At 37.7% G+C, this 20,649-nt stretch carries 20 protein-coding genes; 19 read left to right on the forward strand and 1 reads right to left on the reverse strand.

Annotated elements, in window-relative coordinates:
• Window positions 1-131 precede the first annotated feature (131 nt).
• A complete protein-coding gene (locus SJW71_RS04635) occupies window positions 132-2,321 on the forward strand; it encodes a YhgE/Pip domain-containing protein (RefSeq protein WP_274794413.1) in 2,190 nt (729 codons plus the stop codon).
• A gap of 220 nt (window positions 2,322-2,541) precedes the next feature.
• On the opposite strand, the gene yhfH is transcribed toward SJW71_RS04635, so the two are convergent.
• Window positions 2,542-2,667: a protein YhfH gene (yhfH, locus tag SJW71_RS04640; protein WP_004230455.1), complete on the reverse strand. Its 126-nt coding sequence runs from the start codon at window positions 2,665-2,667 to the stop codon at window positions 2,542-2,544.
• Between the two features lie 144 nt (window positions 2,668-2,811).
• Between yhfH and SJW71_RS04645 the strand changes: the two genes are divergently transcribed.
• The 18 genes from SJW71_RS04645 to hisD all read left to right on the forward strand — a co-directional run bounded on the left by SJW71_RS04645 (window position 2,812) and on the right by hisD (window position 20,648).
• The gene (locus tag SJW71_RS04645; RefSeq protein WP_312506041.1) at window positions 2,812-3,804 is read left to right on the forward strand and encodes a lipoate--protein ligase; all 993 of its coding nucleotides are present in this window, start codon (window positions 2,812-2,814) and stop codon (window positions 3,802-3,804) included.
• A gap of 100 nt (window positions 3,805-3,904) precedes the next feature.
• Window positions 3,905-4,609, forward strand: a complete 705-nt coding sequence (locus SJW71_RS04650) for a response regulator transcription factor (protein WP_274794411.1) — start codon at window positions 3,905-3,907, stop codon at window positions 4,607-4,609.
• The gene (locus SJW71_RS04655; protein WP_431811791.1) at window positions 4,609-5,592 is read left to right on the forward strand and encodes a sensor histidine kinase; all 984 of its coding nucleotides are present in this window, start codon (window positions 4,609-4,611) and stop codon (window positions 5,590-5,592) included. Before SJW71_RS04650 ends, SJW71_RS04655 begins: the two co-directional genes overlap by 1 nt.
• A gap of 11 nt (window positions 5,593-5,603) precedes the next feature.
• Complete coding sequence (locus tag SJW71_RS04660; protein ID WP_431811792.1) at window positions 5,604-6,029, forward strand: hypothetical protein; 426 nt, start codon at window positions 5,604-5,606, stop codon at window positions 6,027-6,029.
• A gap of 12 nt (window positions 6,030-6,041) precedes the next feature.
• The gene (locus tag SJW71_RS04665; RefSeq protein ID WP_274794408.1) at window positions 6,042-6,818 is read left to right on the forward strand and encodes an ABC transporter ATP-binding protein; all 777 of its coding nucleotides are present in this window, start codon (window positions 6,042-6,044) and stop codon (window positions 6,816-6,818) included.
• Window positions 6,790-8,724 (forward strand): FtsX-like permease family protein, encoded by a 1,935-nt coding sequence (locus SJW71_RS04670; protein ID WP_274794407.1) that lies wholly within the window; start codon window positions 6,790-6,792, stop codon window positions 8,722-8,724. The genes SJW71_RS04665 and SJW71_RS04670 overlap by 29 nt, the downstream gene beginning before the upstream one ends.
• Window positions 8,725-8,866: 142 nt before the next feature.
• Entirely contained in the window at window positions 8,867-10,414 is a 1,548-nt protein-coding gene (locus tag SJW71_RS04675; RefSeq protein WP_431811793.1) for a fatty acid--CoA ligase family protein, read from the forward strand.
• A gap of 252 nt (window positions 10,415-10,666) precedes the next feature.
• Window positions 10,667-11,311, forward strand: a complete 645-nt coding sequence (locus tag SJW71_RS04680; protein WP_274797377.1) for a VTT domain-containing protein — start codon at window positions 10,667-10,669, stop codon at window positions 11,309-11,311.
• A 149-nt stretch (window positions 11,312-11,460) separates the two neighbouring features.
• Window positions 11,461-12,690: an EAL and HDOD domain-containing protein gene (locus tag SJW71_RS04685; protein ID WP_431811794.1), complete on the forward strand. Its 1,230-nt coding sequence runs from the start codon at window positions 11,461-11,463 to the stop codon at window positions 12,688-12,690.
• A gap of 169 nt (window positions 12,691-12,859) precedes the next feature.
• Window positions 12,860-13,702, forward strand: coding sequence for a YitT family protein (locus SJW71_RS04690; protein WP_274794404.1), 843 nt, complete (start codon window positions 12,860-12,862; stop codon window positions 13,700-13,702).
• A gap of 48 nt (window positions 13,703-13,750) precedes the next feature.
• Window positions 13,751-14,068 (forward strand): cytochrome c551, encoded by a 318-nt coding sequence (gene cccB / locus SJW71_RS04695; protein ID WP_274794403.1) that lies wholly within the window; start codon window positions 13,751-13,753, stop codon window positions 14,066-14,068.
• Window positions 14,069-14,190: 122 nt separating this feature from the next.
• Complete coding sequence (gene hprK, locus SJW71_RS04700; RefSeq protein ID WP_274794402.1) at window positions 14,191-15,126, forward strand: HPr(Ser) kinase/phosphatase; 936 nt, start codon at window positions 14,191-14,193, stop codon at window positions 15,124-15,126.
• 47 nt (window positions 15,127-15,173) lie between these two features.
• Window positions 15,174-15,995 (forward strand): prolipoprotein diacylglyceryl transferase, encoded by an 822-nt coding sequence (lgt, locus tag SJW71_RS04705; RefSeq protein ID WP_274794401.1) that lies wholly within the window; start codon window positions 15,174-15,176, stop codon window positions 15,993-15,995.
• Between the two features lie 15 nt (window positions 15,996-16,010).
• Window positions 16,011-16,652, forward strand: a complete 642-nt coding sequence (gene ppaX / locus SJW71_RS04710; protein WP_274794400.1) for a pyrophosphatase PpaX — start codon at window positions 16,011-16,013, stop codon at window positions 16,650-16,652.
• A gap of 5 nt (window positions 16,653-16,657) precedes the next feature.
• Complete coding sequence (locus tag SJW71_RS04715) at window positions 16,658-17,200, forward strand: acyltransferase (RefSeq protein WP_431811795.1); 543 nt, start codon at window positions 16,658-16,660, stop codon at window positions 17,198-17,200.
• A 331-nt stretch (window positions 17,201-17,531) separates the two neighbouring features.
• Window positions 17,532-18,704, forward strand: a complete 1,173-nt coding sequence (locus tag SJW71_RS04720; protein ID WP_274794398.1) for an ATP phosphoribosyltransferase regulatory subunit — start codon at window positions 17,532-17,534, stop codon at window positions 18,702-18,704.
• Window positions 18,697-19,341, forward strand: a complete 645-nt coding sequence (gene hisG / locus SJW71_RS04725; protein ID WP_274794397.1) for an ATP phosphoribosyltransferase — start codon at window positions 18,697-18,699, stop codon at window positions 19,339-19,341. Before SJW71_RS04720 ends, hisG begins: the two co-directional genes overlap by 8 nt.
• Window positions 19,342-19,373: 32 nt before the next feature.
• A complete protein-coding gene (hisD, locus tag SJW71_RS04730; RefSeq protein WP_341386826.1) occupies window positions 19,374-20,648 on the forward strand; it encodes a histidinol dehydrogenase in 1,275 nt (424 codons plus the stop codon).
• Window position 20,649: the final 1 nt, after the last annotated feature.

Consider the following 20,649-nt stretch of genomic DNA (forward strand, 5'->3'; position numbering starts at 1 on the left):
TCGATTATTAACAGATAAAGAAATATTGAATCCAGTAAGTTTTTGCAAAATTGTTGAGGTTGATTATTTTTTTTGAATGAAAATGACCAAATGACGTTTTCGGTCAAATAGTTTAGGAGTGAGGATATTATATGATTAAAGCTGAATGGCTGAAGATCTTTAAAACGAGAAAAATGCTTGTCTCAATCATTGCTGTGCTCTTTATCCCAGTAATGTATGCGGGTATGTTTTTATGGGCGTTTTGGGATCCTTATGCAGGGCTGCCTAATCTACCAGTAGCTGTTGTAAATGAAGATACTGGTGCTGAGATGGATGGCGTTAAATTAGATTTAGGGAACACCTTAGTCGATAAGTTGATGGATAGCGAACAATTTAACTTTATAGAAGTTTCAAAGGATGAGGCTGAAAAAGGTTTAAATGGTCGTGATTATTATATGATTCTAGAAATTCCAACAAATTTCTCTGAACATGCTACAACGCTATTAGATGACAAACCATCAAAATTAGTGATGAATTACATTCCAAACGAGGGACTAAACTTCCTTGGTGCTCAAATTGGTGAAACAGCCATGGATCGTGTACGGGCAGAAGTAAATGCACAAGTATCAGCGACTTATGCTGAAAAATTATTTGATTCTATTGCAACACTTGGAGATGGCTTTACAGAGGCGGCAGATGGCTCCCATAAGCTAGATGAGGGTGCACAAAAAGTAGCAAATGGTGCAAAAGATTTAAAAGGGTACTTAGAGCAATTGGCATCAAGTACAGTTGAATTATCTAATGGTACAGATAAACTAACAAAAGGTGCTGGAGATGCTGCAAAAGGTGCGAATGATTTATCTAGTGGTTTAGTCAAACTACAAGATGGTACTGTTCAATTACAACAAGGTGCACAGCAAGCAGCAAATGGTGCTTCTAGTCTAGAACAAGGGTTATCGCAATACACACAAGGTGTTGCAAAAGTTGGTGCAGGTTTAAACACTTTAAACGACAAACAACAACAAATTAGTGCAGGGGCAGCATCTATTGCTGAAAATGCAGGTGCCTTAAACGGTGCAGCAAATCAACTTACAGCTGGTTCTGCAAAAGTTGAAGAAGGTATTACAGCTTTAGCAAATCAATTACAAGGTATGATGGCTTCAATGCCTGAAGAGCAAGCAGCTGTATTAAAACAAACATTAACAGAACTACAAGCAGGAAGTGCTAGTGTGCATAATGGTTTATCATCATTATCTGCTGGAACAGAAAAACTTCAAGCGGGTGCTAATCAAGTAAGCTCTGGTGCAAGTCAAATTGCAGCAGGTCAAGCAGAAGTATTAGCAGGGGCTAATGCATTAACAGCGAAAAGCAGTGCTTTAATGGAAGGTGCCAAAGGCTTACAAGCAGGTAATGCGACATTAGCGGCAAAATTAGGTGAATTACACGCAGGTGTGAATACAGCTGTAACAGGTTCAAAAACGTTAGCATCAGGATTAAATGAATTAGCGAGTGGTACAACAACATTAAATCAAGGTACTTCTACACTTGCGTCAAAATCTGGTGAGCTAGCACAGGGTTCAGCAACACTTGCAGATGGTTCTACTGAATTAGCAGATGGTACATCTACTTTATCTGGCAAATTAGGTGAAGCAAGTGAAAAAGCAAATGAAGTAAAAGCAAATCAAGACACTTATGATATGGTAGGTAGTCCAGTTGAAGTTGAAAAAGAATCTGTTAACCATGTTCCTAACTATGGTACAGGTTTCGCACCATACTTCATTTCTCTTGGCTTATTCGTAGGAGCATTATTAATTTCGATTGTGTTCCCACTTGTTGAACCAGCAATTCGCCCAAAAAATGGAGCAACTTGGTTTACAAGTAAAGTAACTGTATTAGCAGTTGTAGGTTTAATACAAACATTGTTAACGGTAGTTATTGTTAAATGGGGTCTAGGACTTGAAGTGAATAACATGGGCTACTTTATCGTAACAGCATTATTAACTAGCTATGTATTCTTAGCTTTAATTCAAATGCTAGTTTCAATTTTTGGTGACCCTGGACGTTTCATGGCAATTGTCGTGTTAATTTTACAATTAACAACAAGTGCAGGTACGTTCCCACTAGAATTAATCCCATCACCATTACAAGTATTTAACAAGCTATTACCGATGACATATACGGTTCAAGCATTTAAATCAAGCATTTCTACTGGCGATACATCATTCTTAATGCAAAACTATGGTGTTCTAGCTGGATTCTTAGTAGCATTCTTAGCAATCACTTTCGGTTACTTCATGCTACTTCACAATAAACGTTACTCTAAAGTAGCAGAAGAAAACTAATTCATAAAGCACTCACCAAAGTTGGTGAGTGCTTTTTGTTCATGTTAAAGGATTGTCAATGAATCTTATCGACAACATAAAACACCAGCTGATATGAGCGTATCAGCTGGTGTTTTGTAAGTGTAAGAGATTTAATTAAGGGTTCATCAAAATATGATGAAGGGTGTCAATATTGCTACGTGTGGGGCACGTATATGACAATTACAGAATAGGCAAATGCTTATAGGTGGTTACATTTTTCACAAGTGTTGCTGTAGCATTCGCTTTGTTCTTCCATCTTTTCACCGCACTCAGTACATTGCTTTGCAGGTAAATTCTTGAAAAATTCAACTACGTTTTCTAACATTGTGGACTCCTCCTTTAAGTTCATCTGTACTATTACTGTTTCTATATTTTCTAGTGTATTATAACAGATGCGTTTCGTCAACACAAAATGCCTAATTTACGTTAAAATTAAAATGGATATTTTGTGAAGGAGGAAACGTAAACTATGATTTTCGTTGATAATAAAGGGATCCATGATCCACGTATTAATCTTGCTATTGAGGAGTATTTGTTAAAAACAATGGACGTTGAGAAAGAGCCTGTGCTTCTTTTTTACATCAATCAACCGTCCATCATCATCGGGAAAAACCAAAATACAATTGAGGAAATCAATACAGACTATGTAGAGGACAATGGCATTATTGTAGTGCGCCGTTTATCAGGGGGAGGAGCTGTTTATCATGATTTAGGGAATCTTAACTTCAGCTTTATTACAAATGATGATGGCAATAGTTTTATGAATTATAAAAAATTCACACAGCCAGTGGTAGATGCTCTAGCAAAAATGGGTGTGAATGCAGAGCTTTCAGGACGCAATGACATTCTTGCAGAGGGGCGTAAAGTTTCTGGAAATGCTCAGTTTTCTACAAGAGGGCGTATGTTCAGCCACGGCACATTGATGTTCGATACAGAAATTGATGCGGTTGTCTCTGCATTAAAAGTCAAAAAGGATAAGATTGAATCGAAAGGTATTAAATCTATACGTTCCCGAGTAGCAAACATTTCAGAGTTTTTAAAGGAGAACATGACGATAGAAGAGTTTCGCCTTGAGATTTTGAAATCCATTTTCGGTGGAGAAGAAAATATTCGTTATTATGAGTTAACAGAGGAAGATTGGGCAAATATTCACAAGCTATCAGCAGAGCGTTATCAAACATGGGAATGGAACTTTGGGAAATCACCGCGCTTTAACATTCAAAAAACACATCGTTTCCCAACAGGTGGTATTGACATCCGCCTAGAAGTGAACCATGGAGTAATTGAAGAAGCACATATTTTTGGTGATTTCTTTGGTGTAGGTGATATGGCTGATATAGAGCAGCGCCTAATTGGGACAAACTATGATCGAGCGGCCATTGCTAATGTATTAGCAGACATTGATATTCCTACATATTTTGGTGGAATTTCAACTGAGGACTTTTTACAATTAATTTATTAAGGAAAATTCGGTTTCGTGTACTATTTTAGCCTAAAGGTTCGCTGACAATTATGTCGTCGAACCTTTTTTTGATACAATATAGAAAGAAAGGAGTGTTGATATGGAAAAGCATCGAATATTCATAGTCGAAGATGATATTAAAATTGCATCGTTACTAGCGGAAACGCTTAGAAAATATCAATACGAAGTTGCAACAATTCAAGAATTTGATCATCTTATTGAAGAATTTACAGCATTTAATCCACATATGGTGCTGCTTGATATAAATTTACCAGCCTATGATGGCTACTATTGGTGTCGTCAGCTACGCCAGCATACAACGTGCCCAATTATTTTTATTTCTGCTCGCTCAGGAGAAATGGACCAAATTTTCGCACTTGAAAATGGGGGAGACGATTTCATTACAAAGCCGTTCAACTATGAGATTGTTTTAGCTAAAATTCGCAGTCATCTACGCCGTACATATGGTGAGTATGCAGCAAGGCAAGAGGAGCGGACAATTAAGCAAGGACAGCTTGTACTTCATTTAGAAAGAATGGAGCTACATAAAAATGATTTAGAAATTCCACTTCAGAAAAAAGAATGTATCATTCTAGAATTACTGATGGGGAATGCGCCAAAAGTCGTGACACGTGAGCAACTTTTAGAGGAGCTGTGGGACGATCAGGCATTTGTTGATGAGAACACATTGAATGTTAATATGACCCGAGTACGTAAAAAATTAACCGATTATAACATATCGTCAACTATTGAAACCGTACGTGGCGCTGGTTATCGATTTATATTAAGTGCGGGTGAACTGTAGTGGGCTGGAAATTATTTTTACGTGATTATGCTTCATTTATAGTGTTCCAGCTTTTATTAGTTGGCTTTATCATGGTCATCTATGGACTAGACGGTTTCCGAAATATTGATACGGCTATATATTCCTTTTGTATTAGCCTTGTACTATTAGCTTCCTTTTTACTTGTCCGTTATTTAATGCGACAACGATACTTAGTGAAAATAACCCAGCTTCCAACAGCGATGGAGGATGTGCTCCAAAAAAATGCGAAGACCCCAGAAGCTATGCAAACTGAGAAATATATGCATGAATTGTATCGTCTTTATCAGCATGAGCTACATGCATTATATGCCAGTCAAAAGAGACATGATCAGTTTATGAATCAATGGGTACATCAAATGAAAACACCAATTTCTGTCATGGAGCTATTATTACAGGATGACCGACCTCTTGATAAAAAGAATATACAGGAGGAAATAGATCGCTTGCGTAGAGGCTTGGACATGGTACTAGTCAATGCGCGTTTAGAAAATTTTGAGGACGATATGCAAGTTGAGCAGGTTGCGCTTAAAGCAATTGTTACTGCAACTGTTAATGAAAATAAACGTTTATTTATTACGAAAAGAGTTTTCCCAGAAATTCATATAGACGATAATCTTATTGTTGCGAGTGATTCAAAATGGCTTCGCTTCATTCTAGGACAATTTATTACAAATGCTGTGAAATATACCTTTGAAGCTAATAAAAAAATTACAATTTCTGCCATAACGAAGGATGACTTTGTACAGCTAGCCATTTGTGATGAGGGAATTGGAATTCCAGCTTCCGATCTGTCACGTGTGACGAAGGCCTTTTTTACCGGTGAAAATGGGCGAAAAACAGGGGAATCTACTGGGATGGGCCTGTATTTAGCCAAAGAAATCTGTGAAAAACTAGGACATGATTTGGCTATTACGTCAGAGGTAGGAAAAGGGACGATTGTGACTGTGACATTTACAAACTAGGGGGCGCTAGAATGGTAGAAGTACGTATTGAAGATTGGGTATTAACGATTGATAAGGAGAAAACAAAAGCTCTTTATATGACTCATATGCAAGAGGGAGATACATTAGCTTATCAAAATTTTCTCATAGCAAATGAAAAGCTAGGCGTAGAACTACTGCATTTTTCAAATATGCTTGGGTTAAACTTACAACAACCGACATTATTGAATGCATTTCCTGTCGAAGGTCAAAAGATTATGTACAGTGGGTATTATACGGTATGTGGTGAGATTGTAGATGGAGAAATGGATGCTTGGGATGTCATTATTGGAGAACATTGCTTTAGTTTGGTAGAGGAAGAGTCCGTAATAGCATTGATAGAGCCTCATTTTCAAATTGGCTTTGAGGTAGTATTAGAGTGGCTTTTACCACAGCCATTAGAATTAATGAAGAAATAAGGTGAATGAAGGATGCCTATTTTACAAATTAAAGATGTGACGAAAGTGTATGAAGGTAAGGTCACGCACCGTGCTTTAAATCAATTGAGCTTTGATGTTGAAGAAGGTGAGTTTCTAGCTGTTATGGGGCCTTCAGGAAGCGGTAAAACAACATTACTGAATATTATTTCAACCATTGATGAACCGACAAGTGGAGAAATCATACTGGATGGAATGAATCCACATAAGCTGAATGCAACAGAGCTTGCTTACTTCAGAAGAAGACAGCTCGGTTTTGTCTTTCAAGATTTCAATCTTTTGCATATGCTGACGGTTGAAGAAAATATCGTGCTGCCATTAACTTTAGATCAGCAGCCGCTAGAAGTAATGGAGGAACGTCTAGCTAGTATTGTTGAAAAGCTAGACTTAACTTCTTTTCTTCATAAACGTCCAAATGAAATTTCTGGTGGACAGGCACAAAGAACTGCCATTGGGCGAGCACTTATTCATAATCCTAGCCTTATTTTAGCAGATGAGCCAACGGGTAATTTAGATTCTAATTCTTCACGTGATGTGCTAGAACTTTTAACGAAAGTTAATCGTGAGAAACAAACAACGATTGTGATGGTCACGCATGATCCGATTGCAGCAAGCTATTGTGATCGAGTGTTATTCATTAAAGATGGTGAATTTTTCAATGAAATTTATCGTGATGATCGTCGTCAAATGTTTTTCCAACGCATATTAAATGTTTTGAGCTTACTAGGAGGAGGGCAAGTAGGTGACCTTTCGACAATTCGCTTACCGTAATGTCGTGCGGAACAGCCGTATCTATGGTGCCTTTTTCATGGCAAGCTTTTTTTCGGTGGCTGTATTTTTTATCTATTCCATGTTAATGTTTCATCCAGATATTGAACGAGGGATATTAGGCGAAGTATCCCTGATAGGAATGGTGGGTGCAGAAATTGTACTCGTCCTCTTTACATTATTCTTTTTATATTATTCCATGAGTGCCTTTTTAGAGGCTAGATCCCAAGAATTCGCTATTTTATTGCATTTGGGAATGGAAAAGCGCCAGATGAATCGACTTGTTTTTTTAGAAACAATGATCATTGGATCTGGCTCCATCATTGTAGGGATTGTGTTTGGCTTCTCGTTTTCCAAATTCTTTTTTATGATTGTACGAGAAATTTTGCATTTAGATGATTTACCCCTTTACGTTTCCTGGGAGCCATTTTTACTGACAATTGGAGTGTTCACAAGTGCGTTTGTAGTAATTTCATTTATTAGTGTGTACTTCACACGAGAGCGAAAATTACGTGATCTTTTAAAAGGTAGTGATTATTTAAATAGCCTAGCTACCTATTCAAAAATCCGAGCTGTCTATGGTGTTGCTTTAATTTTAACGACATATATTTTAGCGTTTGTTGTAGGACATACTTCTTTGATCGGTTTAACCCTGTTAATCCCATTTTCCGCAACATTTGGAACATATTATTTTTTTAGTGATTCCGTTCCTTGCTTTTTAGATTTAGCCCGGGGAAAACGCAAATATCATTGGCAGCGGTATCGTCTACTATCTCTTGCTGAACAAACTCATATTATGATGGATAATGTAAAAATGTTTTTCGTTGTAACGATGGTATCAACCCTTGCATTTTTATCTGTTGGTGTTTTAGCGACTATGTCCTCCTATACAACCCAATATGATCGGCTAAATCCATTGGGGCTCGTTTATAAAGGGGATGTCGACAATCCATATGAACGAGAGCATATCAATTCATTAAGGCTACAATTAGAGGAGAAGGGTTTATCCTATCAGCTTTCTCGTTTTATTGTAGTGAAGCAAACCTCTTCTTTTACACGCAATGAGGTTGAGGTCTTTCGAGAGTCCGATATGAATGTCTTACTTTCTTCTTACAGCTATCCTTTGTTGAATTTAGGATCTGGAGAGGCAGTGTTTATCCCTTATTCAGAGGATTCACTAAAAAAATTAAAAAATAGAATCGTGCATACCGTGCTAGAGGAAAATAATATACCGATAACGATTGATAGTGTCTATCCAAAAATAGTATTCCCTGGTTCGATTGTAAGTGTCAATTCCATCGTCATCAGTGATGAAGATTTTGCTAAGCTTGTTCGTCCAATTGCTGATCAAGACATTATTCAACCAAGCTATCATTTATTTACGTTTGTGATTCCACAGTGGATGGAGACTAAGGAAATCGGTAAAAATATAGATTATCTAGAGTCTAATTTGTATTTTATTAAGAAGGATAAATTTAGTCCTTTTTACTTTGAGAATGCTGGATTAAATTATTCTTATATACTAGCTACTTACTCACTCTTTACATTAGTAGGTGTTTTAGTTGCCACTGTCTTTCTACTTGCAGCTGGGAGCTTTATCTATTTCAAATTGCATACGTCACTTGAACGAGAAAAGCGCAAATTTGATGTATTAAAGCGTATGGGTTTAACCGATGCAGAGCTTAAAAAGCTTGTTAATCGTCATTTATTTCCTCAATTCTTCTTACCATGGGGTGTTGCGATGATGCATAGTGCCTTTGCTTTTCTAATGGTTCAAGGCATTTTGAGAGACATTGCAAATATTTCGATTGTAAAAGAAGTGTTCTTTGCTTTTGGCTTTTTTGTGTTAATACAAGTCGTCTACTTTTATTTAATTCGTTGGCGCTACATCTCTCATATTCGTTCATGATGTATTTGTTTAAAAGAGCAAAAAATGAATTATTTGACGTAATTTACGACATGAAATAAAAAGACTCATTGTCTTTTAGATATATTTCTTATATAATATTACTGAATAACGATTCATTTTATACGATAAGGGGATGGTGTAATTGAATTTAGTTTCACGTGTTCACCAACAGGCAACAGAACAACCGGAAAAAGTTGCGTATCATTTTATGGGGAAGGATACTACTTACGGGGAATTTGAGCTTACAGTTGGTCGCTTTGCAAAGGGGTTACAAGATTTAGGCGTTGAAAAAGGGGATCATGTGGCGTTTTTACTCGGCAATACGCCTCATTATTTAATTGCTTTGTATGCAACAATGCGCTTAGGGGCAACAGCAATACCAGTCAATCCAATCTATACACCTGATGAAATTTCATATATTTTGCATAATGGGGATGTAAAAGTAGTTATTGCGCTGGATGCTTTGCTACCACTTGTTGAAAAGGGTGTACAAGCTTTTCCGCAAGTAGCATCATTCGTTATTTGTGAAACAACGCCAGATGTAGTAGAAAAAGTGGCTGCTTTATCACCACAAGCACAAGAAAAGACACATTTATTTACACAAGTTATCACTAATGCTTCTCAATCTTTACAGCCTATTGAAGTTGCAGATGACGATAATGCTATCATTTTGTATACTTCTGGTACAACAGGCAGTCCAAAGGGTGCCATGCTGACACATGGCAATGTCTATTCAAATGCTCGTGATGTTGCCCATTATTTAGGAATTAAGGCGGATGATCGTGTTATCGCTACTTTACCGGTATTCCATGTATTTGCCTTAACGGTTGTAGTCAATGCGCCTTTATTAAGCGGAGCTACAGTTTTACTTACACCAAGATTTAGTCCTACAGAAATTTTTGCACTAGCGAGAGAACAAAAAGCAACAGTATTTGCTGGTGTTCCAACTATGTATAATTTCTTATATCAATTACCTGAGGGCAATCCAGAAGATTTCTCGACAATTCGTTTGGCCATTTCAGGTGGTGCCTCTTTACCTGTTGCACTACTACATAATTTCGAGCAGAAATTTAATGTGCGTGTGTCCGAGGGGTATGGCTTATCAGAAGCTTCACCCGTTACATGCTTTAATCCGCTAGATCGTGATCGAAAAGCCGGCTCTATTGGTACTTCCATTAGTAATGTAGAGAATAAAGTGGTTGATGTGAACGGTCAGGAAGTGCCTGTTGGCGAAGTAGGGGAGCTAATTGTACGTGGTCCTAACGTAATGAAGGGCTATTATAAAATGCCAGAAGAAACAGCGATGGCGATACGGGATGGCTGGCTTTATACAGGAGATTTAGCAAGAGTAGATGAGGAAGGGTATTTTTATATTGTTGATCGCAAAAAAGATATGATTATTGTTGGGGGCTATAATGTTTATCCTCGAGAAGTGGAGGAAGTCTTGTTTACACATAATAATATTGTGGAGGCAGCAGTTGTAGGGTTCCCAGATCCTAACTTAGGGGAAGCCGTTCATGCATATGTTGTACTAAAAGAAGTAGCAGCCACGTCTACAGAGGACCTCCTTTCTTATTGTGCTAAGCATATGGTAAAGTATAAAGTTCCAAAAGTAATCGAGATTTTAGACGAACTTCCGAAGAACACGACAGGAAAAATACTACGTCGTTCATTAAAAGAAAAAGTTTAAACGAGAAAAGCTACTATTGAAAAATGGTAGCTCTTTTTTTGTACATTATTCGTATAATAGTAAAATCAGTTGAGCGTAACTATCTGTAAGTGATAAAATCAAACTTGTGAAATCTTCTACATACTTTTCAAGAGCTTGTCATATAGTGAGGAAGTAATGTAAAAAGACGTACAAAACTTGGAACCCTTTGATGTGGAGCTACGTCAAAGCTTTTAGTAAAAATACTATTGAAAGAGAGCATACAAAAACATGATTGAACTCATTAAAGAGTTAATAAGCTTTATTATCCATATTGATGTACATTTAGAAGAAATTATTCGTGATTTTGGCAATTGGAGTTATCTTATTTTATTTGCGATTGTTTTTGTAGAGACAGGCGTTGTTATTTTCCCGTTCTTACCTGGTGATTCATTGCTATTTGCAAGTGGTACACTAGCAGCTGCAATGGGAGCCTTTGATATGTGGATTCTAATCCCTGTATTTTTAGCAGCAGCTATTTTAGGAGATACGATGAACTATCATATTGGTCATAAGGTAGGAACATCTATACCTCCAAAGAGCCTTCTTGGTAGAGTTGTGAAGAAAGAACGCATGGAGGCAGCAGAAAAATTCTTTAATACTCATGGTGGGAAAACGATTGTTATAGCCCGTTTTATGCCATTTATTCGTACATTCATTCCGTTTGTAGCCGGTGCAAGTAAAATGAACTATAGCTACTTCCTTCTTTATAATATTCTTGGTGCCGTTTTATGGGTTTTCAGCTGTACATTACTAGGCTATTTCTTTGGGAATATTCCTATTATCAAAGATAACTTCTCAATAGTACTTATATTGATTATCTTTATCTCTGTTGTACCTGCAGTAATCGGAGCCATTAAATCCAAAGTTGGTAAATAATAAGGACAGTCCTTGTGATGAAAAAATCACTTGGACTGTCTTTTTTTGGATTAGTAGGACCGTGTTAAATTATATTGAAGTATAAGCATCAGGTTGTAAAAAATGCTATACTTAGAATTACTAGAATATGGAGAAATGGGGGTATCGAAATGGAAGTATTTATTGGCAGACAGCCTATCTTTAATCTTCATGAGCAGGTTGTTGCGTATGAATTATTATATCGTGGCAAAAACGTAAATGCCTTTCCAATGGTTGATTCAGATGCAGCAACTATTGACGTACTTGTGAACTCATTTCTTTCAATTGGTTTTGAAGAAGTAACAAAAGGTAAACCGGGTTTTGTTAATTTTACAGAAAACTTATTGATGAGCTCAATTCATGAATTTTTAAATCCCTCACAGGTTGTGATTGAGATATTAGAAGATGTTCCGCTTACCCCACAGTTAGTTGAACGGGTGATTGAGCTGAAAAAATATGGATTCCAAATAGCATTAGATGATTTTATTATGGAAGAACATGTAGAAGTTTATGATGAACTGTTCGAACAAGTCGACTATATTAAAGTAGACTTTTTAGCTTCATCTATCGTAAAAAGAATGGAGATTGAAAGTGAAGTAAAGGAAAGATTTCCACATATTCAATTACTCGCTGAAAAAGTAGAAACTCGCCATCAATTTGAAGTGGCTAAATCCTCTGGGTATGTATTGTTTCAAGGCTATTTTTTTGAACAACCTCAAATAATACACGCAACAGACATTCCAGCGAATACGATCCAATACATTCATATCATCTCATTACTAAAAGAAGAAGAGCCAAATATTCAACTACTAGCAGAAAATATTGAACGGGACATCTCATTGACGTATAAATTATTACAAATGATTAATAATTCTTCTAAGCGCTCAAAATCTAAAGTACGCTCTATTAAACAAGCCATTGTCCTCCTTGGGATTTCGAATTTACGAAAATGGATTTATTTATTGGCTATGCGAGAAATGGATATAGATGCCGACTCTGATTTATTTAAAGAAGTGATGTGTACATCTTTATTCCGTGCAAAGGTCTGTGAGAAATTAGCGAAGCTTTCCTACAAAAAGAATTTCTCGGAATATTTCTTAGTGGGCATGTTTTCACTAATTGATACATTACTTCAAAGACCGATGGAAGCTATTCTACACCAGCTTCCATTTTCGGAGGATATCACGAATACAATATTAGGTAATGAAACGGACATGACACCTTATTTGGAGTTTAGTATCGCTTTAAGTAAATTAGACTGGGAGCGATTAGAGGAGCTAGCTACACAATTGAATATCCAATTAGTTGATATTGATCAATTATATTATGAGGCCATGGAATGGGCAGAAAAATCATTTTAAATGACTGTACTCTTGTTAAGAAGCTATCTTATTTTCAGGTGAGTTAGCTTCTTTTGTATGTCTACAAGACAGTGCTTTCTTCATCAAGATGAAGTTCTCAATGTGAAAAGTATTTGCTATAATCATCACGTCTTTAAAAAATTCTGATAGTTGAAGTGGGCGTGGGGAAATGAAGCATGATGTGAGAGAAAGCATTGTGGAGTATGTGTATGTGATAGTAGGAGCGGCAATAATAGCTATTGGTTTTAATGTCTTTTTATTACCAAATCAAGTCGCTTCAGGTGGGGTCAGTGGAATTAGTACGATTTTGCATGGTTTATTTGGTTGGAATCCGGGAATTGTTCAATATGCGTTTAATATTCCACTATTTATTGCTGGAGTGTTGTTGCTGGGCAAAAAATTTGGTATTAAATCATTTATCGGTACGATTACGTTACCGTTTATTGTCTTGTTAACAAATAGCTGGGAACCTTGGACTGATAATTCTTTACTTGGAGCTCTTTTTGGTGGAATTGTTGTTGGATTAGGAATAGGACTGGTCTTTAAAGGGAATGCTTCAACTGGTGGCACTGATTTACTAGCGCAAATCATTACGAAATTTACTGGATTATCGCTTGGTACGAGTGTGCTATTAATAGATGGAATCATTGCGATTAGTGCAGCAGTTGTTTTTGATTTAGAGAAAGGTTTGTATGCCTTGATTGGACTTTATGTAACGACAAAAACAATTGATATCATTCAGCTAGGTTTTAGTCAATCTAAAATGGTCTATATTATTACGGTGAAACAAGATGAAGTTCGGCAAGCCATTTATGCTGAAATCAATCGTGGAGTCACGAAGTTACAAGCCATCGGAGGTTATACGGGAGAAGCACGACCAGTTCTTATGGTTGTTGTTTATCAAACAGAATTCACAAAGCTGAAACAACTCATTAAAAGCGTTGACCCATCAGCGTTTGTTATCGTTTCTGATGCGTATGAGGTATTAGGAGAAGGTTTCAAACGTGCATAATTTTGGTATAATGGCGGCGTAAGATAATTATTATGAGGAGGGGTACTAATGAAAAAAGCAATGTTAACATTAGTGTTCGGATCAGCAATCTTTTTAGCTGCATGTGGCGGCGGAGATAAAGAGGCAACTAACAATGAAAGTGCCGCTGCTCCGGATGGTGAAGCAATTGCTATGAAATCTTGTGTTTCTTGTCATGGTGGCGAGCTACAAGGTGCGACTGGACCAGCATTAAACGATGTAGGTTCTCGTTTATCAGAATCAGAAATTTTAGATATTATTAATAATGGTAAAGGTGGCATGCCTCCTGGAGTTGTTAAAGGGGCAGATGCTGAGGCAGTTGCTAAATGGTTAGCTACTCAGAAATAATACTATTCAAAACTAGCGGACTGGAGAGCCGCTAGTTTTTTTGTTAAGAGTAAATACATTTCTTTTATACATAGACATGCTAAAATAAGGAGAACCTTATCCATTGATTGGAGGCTTTTTCATTGGTCGTAGTATTAACAAGAGATGTTATGGAGAAATTTAAGTTAGAGTTATTAGCTGGTGAGGAAGGGATCGGCAGAACAATAGTGACAAGTGATATTTCAAGACCTGGACTTGAAATGGCAGGTTATTTTACACATTATCCTGCTAATCGTGTACAATTGCTTGGCAAAACAGAGCTATCTTTTTTTGAAATGCTGCCAGCAGATGTCAAGCTAGAGCGTATGCGTTTGCTTTGTTCGCAAGATACGCCTGCTATTATTATTTCTCGAGATTTAGAAGTGCCAGAGGAGCTTATACAAGCTTCCAACGAAAAGCATGTTCCAGTTTTTAAAACACATATGACGACAACAAAATTTTCGAGTAGATTGACAAACTACTTAGAGGGACGCCTAGCACCAATGACAGCAGCCCATGGTGTACTCGTCGATGTGTATGGAATTGGTATTTTAATTATTGGGAAAAGTGGCGTAGGTAAAAGTGAAACAGCACTTGAGCTTGTAAAAAAAGGTCATCGATTAGTAGCAGATGACTGTGTAGAAATTCGTCAAGAATCGGAAAACTTATTAATTGGTAGTCCACCACCTTTGTTGGAACATTTATTAGAAATACGTGGTATTGGGATTATTGACATTATGACACTATTTGGTGCGAGTGCAGTGCGTCCATATAAACGTATTACACTGATCATTGAGCTGGAAATTTGGGACCCGCAAAAAGTTTATGATCGATTAGGCTTAGAAGAAGAGAAAATGAAAATAATTGATACTGAGCTGACAAAATTAACAATCCCAGTACGCCCAGGGCGCAATGTCTCCGTTATTATTGAAGTAGCTGCGATGAATTATCGCTTGAAGAAAATGGGGGTTAATGCAGCTGAGGAATTTTCAAGACGCTTAGATGAAGTCATTTCGTCGAATGATGTGTTAGACGATTAATACAAACAAACCATCCATGATTAATGACATATTGAGAGGGGTAGAAGATGGATTTATTACTATTACAGATTAACCCGATTGCTTTCCATTTAGGGCCAATTCCAGTGCGTTGGTATGGATTGCTGATTGTGTCGGGAATCATTTTAGCCTATGTTGTCGGGCAGAGAGAGGCTGTTAAGAGAGGATTGCCTGAAGACTTCCTTGCAGACTTGTTATTATGGGCAGTGCCAATATCCATCATCTGTGCACGTATTTACTATGTGTCAATGCGATGGGATTACTATAGTGAAAATCCCGGGAAAATCATTGAAATATGGAATGGCGGTATTGCCATTCATGGTGCCCTCATCGGGGCATTTGTCACAGCTTACATATATACTCGTATAAAAAATGTAAGCTTTTTACGAGTAGCGGATATTGCAGCACCAAGTATTTTAATCGGTCAGATTATTGGTCGATGGGGCAACTTTATGAACCAAGAGGCCTATGGTGGAGAGGTATCTAAAGCATTTTTAGAAAATCTCATGCTGCCAGATTGGATTATCAATCAAATGTATATCGAAGAATTAGGTTCGTATGTACATCCGACGTTTTTATATGAATCCGTCTGGAACCTTATTGGGCTTATTATTTTACTTGTTTTACGCAAAGTAAATTTAAATCGTGGGGAAATTTTCTTTAGTTATTTAATTTGGTATTCAATTGGTCGTTTCTTTATTGAAGGAATGCGTACAGATAGTCTGTATCTTGTAGGCGATTTACGCTCAGCGCAGGTTGTATCTATTATTGGGATTATCGTTGGACTTGGAGCGATTATTTATCGCAGAATAAAGGTAAAACCAGCCGTGAAATACTTGGATAACAAATAAGGGGATGTAAAAAATATGGCTGTAAAAGCTCTACTATTCGACTTTGATGGAACTTTACTTAATACAAATGATTTAATCATTCAAACATTTATGCATGTGTTAAATGAGCGATTTCCCGGGCAATATTCGCCAAAAGACTGCTTGAAATTCATTGGTCCATCCCTGAAACAGACATTTAATGACATTGCTCCAGGTGAAGAGGAGGCTTTAATAGCAAAATATCGCGCTTGGAATATAGAACATCATGATGAACTTGTGAGCCAATACCCTGATGTAGTAACAACGCTAGAACAATTAAAAGCACAAGGTATTCGCTTGGCCATTGTTTCGACGAAACGTAATGATACCATTGATCGAGGACTTTCAATACTAGGTGCTACACATCTATTTGATGTCCGTATTGGCACAGACGATGTGAAAAATGTAAAGCCTGATCCAGAGCCAGTCCTACTAGCTTTGGAGCGCTTAGGGATAGACAAGGAAGACGCAATTATGATTGGAGATAATTCGCATGATATTGAAGCGGGTCATCGTGCAGGAGTAAGAGCAGCAGGTGTTGCTTGGGCGATTAAAGGTGAGGCATACTTACAGCAATATCAACCAGAATATATGCTTCAGCATATGACGGATTTATTTGATATTGTGAAAGAGGGGTAAGTTAGATGGCGCGTAAAACAGAACGTTACCGTGTTGAAGGAGCTAATTCGCTTTGGAATATTTATGACACGGTGTCCTTTTGGAAGGTGATGAAGTGTTTCATTGTCATTCAAATCGGACGCTTCACACCATTTTTACGTGTGAAAAACTGGTTATATCGTACATTTTTAAATATGACAATTGGCGAGCGAACTTCATTAGCGTTGATGGTTATGCCAGACACTATGTTTCCTGAACGTATTTTCATTGGAGAAAATACGGTAATTGGTTTTAATACGACCATTTTAGCGCATGAATATTTAATAGAAGAATACCGTTTAGGTGATGTTTATATTGGTAATGAAGTCATGATTGGAGCAAATTCAACGATTTTACCTGGTGTAACAATTGGAGATGGTGCTATTGTTTCAGCCGCCTCCCTCGTACATAAGGATGTACCAGCAGGTTGTTTAGCAGGAGGAAACCCTATGAGAATTATTTATACTGCTGAACAAATGGCAGAGCGTAAGCGTAATGAAGTTGTAGAGTGGAGTACGCCACAAAAGTAGAAAAACTCACGTTGTATGGAGACATACTTCGTGAGTTTTTTTAGTATAAAGGCTATCCAGAACACTTGTAGGCATAGCTTTTATTGTGATGGTCCATGAAAGTGCTTCGTCATAATATAGTCCAAATACACATATTGTTTAAATTTAAAGAAATGATGTTATGGGTTCGTACACCATACAATGTATATAATTAACAGAAAAATAAGTATTTAAAGATTGTGAAAATAGAGAAGATAACGTTGACTGTTTAAGCAAAATAAGTTAGAATTCTTTCATAATCTAATTCTCTAATACTCTAGTGAATTAAAGTGTGATATAAGGATGTGACCATATGTCTTCATTAAAAATGTTTGAAAAACCACTTGGAATGCGTGATACATTCCCGCAAATCTATGAGAAGGTTGAAGCCGTTAGACATGCAGGCAGAGACTTTTTATATAAAAGGGGTTATGAGTTTATTAAAACACCTGCTGTGGAATATTTCGATACGGTCGGGAAAGCTTCAGCGATAGCGGATGCTCATTTATTTAAATTGGTGGATAGTCAGGGGAACACACTAGTATTGCGACCAGATATGACAACGCCTATTGCTCGAGTAGCAACATCGAAATTATTGAAAGAAATGATTCCACTACGCCTTGCGTATTTCGCAAGTGTTTTTCGTGCTCAAGAAGCTGAGGGAGGAAGACCAGCAGAGTTCGACCAGATGGGGATTGAGTTAATAGGTGATCAATCCGTATTTGCTGATGCAGAAGTCATTGTTACAGCAATGGAGCTATTGAAGCATTTTAAATTAGAGGAATTTAAAGTGACAATTGGTCATGCAGGCATCCTTCATTGCATTTTACAAGATTACACAGAGAGTAACGAGCAACAAGCAATACTAAGAGCTTTGCTTGTCCAACGGAATTATGTAGGGTTTGAAGAAGCGGTGGAGTCATTTGATTTGCCAAAAGCTAAAACCGATGCTCTCCTCCAGTTTATAGAAGAAGCAATGAATGTAAGGGATATTCGGGATATTGAAAAATATGTACGTAAAAATGATGCGTTAGAGTATATGCAGCAGCTTGCTCAGCTACTAGAAATGGCTGACTTAGCTGAACATGTTACTTTTGATTTCACACTTTCGAGTCATATGAGCTATTACACTGGCATGCTTTTTGAAGTATTTGCGGTAGGGAGCGGTTTTCCGTTAGGGAATGGTGGCCGTTATGATGGCTTGCTAGGGGTATTTGGTTCAAAGGTTGGTGCGACAGGTTTTAGCATTCGAGTTGACCGATTATTAGAAACGTTAAATGGGGAGTCAGAGAAACAACAGGAAGCAACCGTTGTGCTCTTTGAGGAAGAACAATTCGAGGCAGCATTGTTAAAGGTCAAAGCATTGCGAGCAGCAGGGAAATTGGCTACTTTACAGTTACGTAGCAGCCTAGTAGATGAAGCAGCCTATTTAGCTTACTTTACAGAAGTGGTGGTTGTAGGACAGGAGGAAATTGGCAGTGAATGAATTAACGATTGCAATGCCAAAAGGGCGAATCTTTGAAGAGGCCTATCGAATGCTATTAGAGGCAGGTTTTAATTTACCAGCAGAAGTAGAAATGTCACGTAAATTAATGATTGAAATACCAGAGGAAAAAATTCGCTTTATTTTATCAAAGCCAATGGACGTTCCTGTCTATGTTGAACATGGTGTTGCTGATATTGGGATTGCTGGAAAGGATGTTTTGTTAGAACAGCAGCGTGAGGTTCATGAATTACTCGATTTAAAAATTAGTAATTGCTATATCGCATCTGCAGGTTTGCCAAATACATCAATGAATGAAATTGCACCTCGAATTGCTACGAAATATCCGAATATCGCTATGAAATATTATAAGGGAATTGGAGAGCAAGTAGAAATTATCGAACTTAATGGATCTATTGAATTAGCACCGATGATTGGTTTAGCGGATCGTATTGTCGATATTGTTTCTACTGGGCGTACACTAAAAGAAAATGGTTTAGTAGAGTACGAATTTATTACTGCCGTTTCTTCACGATTAATAGCAAACCCTGTAAGTTATCGTATGAAGGGTGAGCGTATTATGGATCTTGTCAAGCGATTGAAAAAATGTGTGAATGAGCACAAAAATAATCAAATTTAGTTACATATAAGGGACTAAAGGGGTTTAATTCGATGAAAATAACAAAGCTTGCAAAAGGTATTTCTTTAAAAAGGCCACTTGAAGGAGGAAATGAGGAACAGCTAAATGTTGTGAGACAAGTCTTATCTGAGGTGAAGAAACAGGGAGATGCAGCGATACGATTCTATACTGAAAAATGGGATGGCTATGCTCCTGAAAGCTTGCGTGTTACAGAGAAGGAAATTGCAGAAGCCGTAAATGCTCTTGATCAACAACTGTATAGCGATTTAGCAGAGGCTGCTGAAAATATTCGATTATACCATGAACAACAAATACGTACAGGCTACCATATGGAGTTGGGAGATGGTTCTTGGTTAGGACAACGAGTGACTGCTTTGGATGCAGTAGGGTTGTATGTTCCAGGTGGTACTGCAGCATATCCATCATCGGTATTAATGAATGTGATTCCGGCTCAGGTTGCAGGCGTGCAGCGTATTGTCATTACTTCTCCTGCTAATCAGAGCGGGAAATTACCAGCAGGTGTACTTGTAGCAGCTCATCTTTTAGGCATAAATGAAATCTATAAAGTTGGTGGAGCACAAGCGATTGCTGCACTTGCATACGGTACAGAAACAATTGCTCCAGTCGATAAAATTACAGGCCCTGGCAATATTTTCGTAGCTCTGGCCAAACGGGAGGTGTTTGGTGAGGTAGCGATTGATATGATTGCGGGACCTAGTGAAATTGCGGTGTTGGCTGACGACACAGCCTACCCTGATGAAATTGCTGCTGATCTTTTATCACAGGCAGAGCATGATGTATTAGCTTGTGCCATACTCGTAACGACTTCGGAACAACTAGCGAAAAAGGTTGCTGAGGAAGTAGACAAGCAATTGAAGACTTTACCACGTCAAGAAGTGGCACGGGCTTCCATAGAAAAATTCGGAGCAATTTATGTTGCTGACACTTTAGCAGATGCAGTGGAAGCAATTAACACGTTAGCACCTGAGCATTTAGAAATTCTTACAGAAAATGCAGAAGTTATTGCTGAGCAAGTAAGACATGCGGGTGGTATATTTATTGGACGATACAGCTCAGAGCCTGTTGGAGATTACTTTGCAGGGACAAATCATGTGCTACCAACCAATAGCACGGCTCGTTTTGCAAGTGGCTTAAGTGTTGATGATTTTGTGAAAAAATCAAGTATTGTTTATTATAGCGGAAAAACATGGGAAGAAAATGCACCGAAAATTGCACGTCTAGCGCGTATGGAAGGCTTAGAGGGTCATGCGCGTGCAGTGGAATCACGCGGATGGGAGAAGGAATAGG

Source organism: Lysinibacillus sp. FW12, from assembly GCF_050817245.1.
Lineage (GTDB): Bacteria > Bacillota > Bacilli > Bacillales_A > Planococcaceae > Lysinibacillus > Lysinibacillus irui.